This is a genomic window from Microcystis sp. LE19-10.1B (assembly GCF_027530565.1).
GTDB classification, from domain to species: domain Bacteria; phylum Cyanobacteriota; class Cyanobacteriia; order Cyanobacteriales; family Microcystaceae; genus Microcystis; species Microcystis aeruginosa.
This window is the reverse complement of the sequence record NZ_JAPZQM010000244.1, coordinates 1-1,839: the sequence shown is the minus strand read 5'-3', so window position 1 is coordinate 1,839 and position 1,839 is coordinate 1. Positions and strand designations below refer to the sequence as shown.

The window sequence follows — 1,839 nt, the reverse complement described above, 5'->3', positions numbered from 1 at the left end:
CCAACAATTCCTATTTTTTCATAATTAGGGGTCTCAAGACCCCCCTAGCGGCCACCGAGAAGACCTTCACCAGCTAGGTATTTTTACTCAAGTCTCTGGAGGGGGACAGCTTATGTGACAGTTGAGGGTGCGGAATGTGGGCTAGATATTTGTCGATCATTTTAACCCCGCTTCACTTAACTTTTTCTATAAATCATAGAAATAAGGATAAAGCTCTGATTCTAGAATATATTGACTTGCTTATTTGAAAATTGCCTAACAGGTTCCAGGATCAAGTTTTCGATGATTGGGAATAGTTAAAGTCTCTCTTCTCTGGGAGATAACACGACGCAATTTAATGTGACTTCCTCGTTGACTGTGAATAGTAAAGCCAAATCGAGCGAGAATCTTGATCACGTCTTTGCCTGATAGTTGTTTCAGTTTAGGCATATTCAGGCTGTAACTCAACCGTAATCTGTAGAGAAGGTTTGGCAACTAGACCAAACTCAATAGGCTCTTCTCCTTCTAAATGTAATAAGACAGCTTCTTTGAGATTATTAACCACCTCATCCAAGGTATTTCCTTGGGTAACAACCGAAATTTCCGCGCATTCGGCCACATATCCTTGTTGTTCACCAGAATAAATAATTGCCGTAATTTTTGAACTTAATTCAGCCATAATTGCTCAGATAAAATACGTTTTGATTGTAATAGAGTATATTTTAGCTATGGGGAAATAGCCTGAAAAATTGGTAGAGATTTGTCTCGTGCAGTGTAGTCTTCGATAAGGAAATCTAGAACTTCAAGGGCATTTTGTAGCGCTTCATTGTAGGTTTCGCCGTGAGTATGAGCATAGGAGACAAATTCAGGGAGATGGGCGATAAATTTGTTGTCTTCTTGTGACCATTGAATATAAATACTATAGTGATAATTCATGGGTTGTCTCCTTGATTTAATTTGGCTAGTTCCTGAAGTGCATTTCTTCCGTCTTTTTCCTGGTAGTGATCGGCATCACTACTATTTTTGCCTAACAGGATCAAGCTATATTATAAACGGGGATGAATTCAGTGGTTATGACCGCTATTACCTAATCTCCATAGTGTGTTTTGGTACGAATAATCAGAATAGTTTTATCGTCTTCATAAATTTCATAAAGCAGACGATCTTTTCGATTTAGGCGATAGGAATACAAGCCTTCTAAATCGCCTTTTAAGGATTTGCCAATATAGGGATTAATTGCAATTATGTTAGTTAAAATTTCTTGAAGTTTGACTTTCTGTTTTTGGGTGAGTTCGTCGGTATCTTTTCGCGCTTGTTTAGAAAAGACAATTGTGTAGGTTGTCATCCAAATACTTGTTCCATTGTGAGGGTTTCTCCTGCGGCATATTCTCGTCGTGCTGATGCAATATGTTGTAATAGTTTGGGATCTTGCATGAGTTCGGAGGTTTCAGCTAAGGATTCCCATTCTTCTTGAGTAATGAGAATATAACTGCGATTTTCACGAACGATCACTACTCCATCGGGTTCTTTTTCAGTGCGATCGCAGAGTTCTTCTAGGTTGGCTTTGGCGTAATCAACGGTGACTTGATACATAAATCGCTTACGGTTTGTGGGGATTAGTCTTATAATAAAGCAAAAATTGCTTGTTGGCTGACGTTTTCATTATTTATTTTGGGCTTTTTGGTTCTGATCGAGAAGAAGGAGATATGACAACTTTAGTGGTTCTTCGGTTTGTGTTATGTAATGGACGGGGGTTATAAGAGATGGAACCCTTATAGAGAAAGACATTGGACGATTTTTGTCAATTGTTTTTGATCTAGAGCGAGCTAATCAGTTAAATCTTTTGCCAGATAAGGATTT

At 38.4% G+C, this 1,839-nt stretch carries 5 protein-coding genes; all 5 read right to left on the bottom strand.

Features of this window, described 5'->3' with window-relative positions:
* Positions 1–255 precede the first annotated feature (255 nt).
* Positions 256–429 carry a type II toxin-antitoxin system HicA family toxin gene (locus O9332_RS08890; protein WP_002763541.1) on the bottom strand — a complete coding sequence of 58 codons (174 nt, stop codon included), beginning with the start codon at positions 427–429 and terminating at the stop codon, positions 256–258.
* Complete coding sequence (locus tag O9332_RS08885) at positions 422–658, bottom strand: type II toxin-antitoxin system HicB family antitoxin (protein WP_002763540.1); 237 nt, start codon at positions 656–658, stop codon at positions 422–424. Before O9332_RS08885 ends, O9332_RS08890 begins: the two co-directional genes overlap by 8 nt.
* A 47-nt stretch (positions 659–705) precedes the next feature.
* Positions 706–915, bottom strand: a complete 210-nt coding sequence (locus O9332_RS08880; protein WP_002763539.1) for a type II toxin-antitoxin system HicB family antitoxin — start codon at positions 913–915, stop codon at positions 706–708.
* A gap of 151 nt (positions 916–1,066) precedes the next feature.
* Entirely contained in the window at positions 1,067–1,324 is a 258-nt protein-coding gene (locus tag O9332_RS08875; RefSeq protein WP_002745103.1) for a type II toxin-antitoxin system mRNA interferase toxin, RelE/StbE family, read from the bottom strand.
* Complete coding sequence (locus O9332_RS08870; RefSeq protein ID WP_002763538.1) at positions 1,321–1,572, bottom strand: type II toxin-antitoxin system Phd/YefM family antitoxin; 252 nt, start codon at positions 1,570–1,572, stop codon at positions 1,321–1,323. Before O9332_RS08870 ends, O9332_RS08875 begins: the two co-directional genes overlap by 4 nt.
* Between the last annotated feature and the right edge of the window lie 267 nt (positions 1,573–1,839).